This is a genomic window from Bacillota bacterium (genome assembly GCA_012837285.1).
Taxonomy (GTDB): Bacteria; Bacillota; DTU030; order DUMP01; family DUMP01; genus DUNI01.
The window spans coordinates 1-3,678 of sequence record DURJ01000089.1 but is presented as its reverse complement, the minus strand read 5'-3'; the positions used below and the strand labels follow the sequence as shown (position 1 = coordinate 3,678).

The window sequence follows — 3,678 nt, the reverse complement described above, 5'->3', positions numbered from 1 at the left end:
GTTAATTGCCCTTGCGCTCAGCGAAGACGACAACGCCCTAAGCTGGGATAAAATTTACGAGCCCACCAGCTTCTTTGTGGGTAAGAGCGATGACATCTCTTATCTGCAGCTCAAAGAACAACTGGATCAAGTTTATGGCCCTAAGGCAAACCTCTCCACACTCGTGGCCGACCAAAACAAATGGACTGCCTTCCGGGAAAATATCCACACATTAGCGCCGCCGGCGGTCAACTCTATACCGATTTTCGATGAGACTATTCAGCCCGACCGGGAAAAAGAAATTAAGGGCTTTCGCTTTATGGGGCAGCGCTTCACCTTGGACGCAGCCATTTTCCAGCGACTGGTCTACCGCGAAGTTAAAGAAAATAACCAGGGCGAACGAAGGATGCTACCCAAGGGGCTCGACATCGCAGCCGCCTTTGGGTCCAAGGAAGCATACAGCATCTTAGACGAGCTGGGAGAAACAGATTATGAGCTCTACCGGGAGAACATGGCTAAACTACAAAAACACTTGACCGACCTAAGCCAAGAAACCTGGACCCAGAACCTGTACTGGAGCTGGCTCTATACACTACAGCCCCTAACCCAAGTAAAATCAGACAAATACCCTGCCTTTATGCAAAACCGGGCTTGGGCCCGAAAAGAACTAAGCACTTTCTTAGGAAGCTGGGCCGAACTAAAGCACGACACCGTCTTGTACGCCAAGCAGGTTTATGCGGAAGCCGGCGGTGGTAATATGGACGTTGACGACCGTGGTTATGTAGAACCAAATCCTCTGGTCTTTGGCCGTTTGGCCGCGCTGGCCAAGACGACCAGGGAAGGCCTTCAAGCCCGACAGCTCATTTGCGAGCGCGATGCCGAAAGCCTACAGAGGCTGGAACAACTCTCTTTATCACTCAAGGAGATTGCGGAAAAAGAGTTAACCAATGAGGCACTAACCGACGACGAATATGAATTGATCCGCTCCTACGGCGTGCAGCTGGAACACTTTTGGTTGGAGGCCTTGCGTGATGAGGGAATCGAACACCACTCGCAAGCATACGATCAACCGGCAGCCATTGTAACTGATGTGGCCACCGATGTCGGCGGGCAGGTTTTGCAGGAAGCCACCGGTTTTATTCAAGAAATCTACGCCGCTGTGCCTGTGGACGGTAAGCTGCGGCTGGCCATAGGTGGCGTCTACTCATATTATGAGTTTGCCTGGCCGCTAAGCGACCGGTTGACCGACAGTAGATGGCGTGAACTGTTAAATGCCGGTGAGGTTCCACCGCAACCTAACTGGACAGAGGCTTTCATTGCCCCATGAAATCATTAAAGCTGCCGCTGGCAGTAGCAACTATTGTTCTTTTCGTTTTCCTGGGCCAACTAACCGCTGAAAGCGCACAACCGACGAACGATTTTGCAGCTTTCAAGAACAAAATGTTGGCTCTGCCAGCCAGGCAGGAATCCGTGGCCCGAATGGCCATGGGCAGCATTATGCCCCTGGTGGCCATAAACAACCATCTGCAACTGGACGGGGAAATTTCACCGGTTACCACAACTGGCGACCCCAGGCCCAGCCTGGGGTTTAAGCTGGCCAAGACCCAATATGGCGACTTAAATAACGATAGCACGGTGGAAAAATATTTTCTGCAAGATGGCCAACTGGCTATCAGCGTTGCCGGCGCAGACATCTGGGTGTCACCAGATGATTGGTGGGTAGATGATTTCGTGTTGGGTGATGCCAACAACGACGGTATATGTGATCTAAACTTGTCCGTATGGAAGGCGGGAAGTTTCGGCCCCTGCAAACCTTTTTGGGTTGAAGAAGAAGACCGGAGCGTCAAGAACCACCTGTTCATTTTCAAACTAGTCGGCAACGTTGTTAAACCTGTGTGGCAGTCGTCCAATCTGGACCGACCCAATTACGAACTATGGCTTAGCGACGTCAATGGTGACGGTGAAAACGAATTAGTTACCCTGGAAGGGGATTATGCTGATTGCCAGCATAGGCAGATCGGTGTCTGGAAATGGAACGGCTGGGGATTTTCCCGTCTGCGATAATATCCGCAGCTAACTTGCATCCTGTAAATTATGCTCATAAGATCCTTGTACAATAGAGTCAAGGTACAAATAGCATAATTTCACGCTAACAGTTTCCCTAGACAACCATAAAGGGATTCCGGGGCAACCTGGATAAATACTCTCGTAACGGCAGGGGGCTTCGATAGAGATCCTTGGGAAGCCTAGCTATCCCGCAGCGAAGAGTGAAGCCCCGCCTATACGGGAGGACTCGAATGAGCACGTTGTGGATGTGGCTTGCTGCATACCACGAGTCACGCGCAAGGTTGAGACCCGTATGGGTTGCGGGACCCTGCCAATTTAGAGAAAGTAGGTAAGAGCATGTTTTATGGCGGTATCGATGTAGCTAAACGGAGTCACGAAATATGTCTAACCGATAAGGTAGGTAATGTTACCCTAAATATCAAGGTGCAAAACAACCAACAGGGTATGAATAAGCTCCTTCGGGCCCTAGCACAATTGAATATAGAGCCTAAGCACATCCAGTTTTGTCTTGAGGCTACTGGCCATTACTGGCTCCCTATCTACTGCTATCTCAACAAGCTTGGGTTTCGGCTACATGTTATTAATCCCATCCAGTCTGATGCCTTGCGCAACTATTATGTGCGTAAGACTAAGACGGATCGAAAGGACGCCTTGCTGCTGGCAACTCTGATGCGCTTTGGCGAAACACCGGCAACTGAGCTTCCTCCTGAAACGGTAATTAGGCTGCAGAATCTTTCTCGGCTTCGCTTTAGATTTGTAGACCAGGTAAGCGGGCTTAAGAATAAGATTCTAGCCATCTTAGACCAGATCTTTCCGGAATACGAGGAATGCTTCTCTAGTGTATTTGTTCAAACATCTAAGGCGTTGCTGAAGCGATATCCGGAACCGGAAGAGTTAGCTCAGGTTGATCTTTCAGAACTGGCAGCTTTCTTGGCCAAACACTCCCGGGGCCGCCTGGGTCAAGGTAGAGCCGAAAAGATTCGTTCTCTTGCCAGAGGCACCTTTGGTATTAATTTGGCTCTCGATGCTTTCACGTTTGAGTTGCGTTTACTCCTGGACCAGGTTGAGTTTATTGATGAACAGATAAAGATGATTGAGGAAGCTATTGATAAGATCATGGACGAGTTTAGGCCAAGTAAGGATACCCCCTACCGCCATGTAATTGAAACTATCCCTGGCATTGGCCCGGTGCTGGCAGCGGCTATTATCGGAGAGATAGGCGATATTAAACGCTTTTCCAATGCCCGTGCTTTAGTTGCTTATTCTGGCCTAGATCCTACTGTAAGGTCATCTGGGGAGTTTGAAGGAACAAGAAACCGAATATCTAAGCGCGGTTCTCCTACTTTAAGACATTGTTTGTGGCTTGCTGCTGTGTCAGCTCGTCGCTGTAATCCGGAGCTTAAGGCTTACTACGAACTTAAACGAAGTCAAGGGAAGCACTCTGGTGTTGCTACGATTGCTGTCGCCAGACGTTTAGTTCATCTGATTTATTCTCTGTGGAAAAATGGTCGGCCGTTTGATCCTGAGTATAAATGGTCACCACTGGCAGGATAAGTTGCTCGGAATCCCTATGTGGTTGTCAAAACTTCTTTGATTTGGCTTGACTGTTCATAGCACGTCTTCGCTTCGCTC

Annotated in this window: 3 protein-coding genes; all 3 read left to right on the top strand. The window is 49.4% G+C overall.

The window, feature by feature from the left end; translation table 11 throughout:
• A partial coding sequence (locus GX016_05295; protein ID HHT70977.1) for a DUF3160 domain-containing protein occupies positions 1-1,306 on the top strand: 1,306 nt, incomplete at its 5' end.
• The gene (locus tag GX016_05290) at positions 1,303-2,043 is read left to right on the top strand and encodes a hypothetical protein (protein HHT70976.1); all 741 of its coding nucleotides are present in this window, start codon (positions 1,303-1,305) and stop codon (positions 2,041-2,043) included. The genes GX016_05295 and GX016_05290, both read left to right, overlap by 4 nt.
• 339 nt (positions 2,044-2,382) lie before the next feature.
• Positions 2,383-3,600 carry an IS110 family transposase gene (locus tag GX016_05285; protein ID HHT70975.1) on the top strand — a complete coding sequence of 406 codons (1,218 nt, stop codon included), beginning with the start codon at positions 2,383-2,385 and terminating at the stop codon, positions 3,598-3,600.
• The last annotated feature ends 78 nt before the right edge of the window (positions 3,601-3,678 follow it).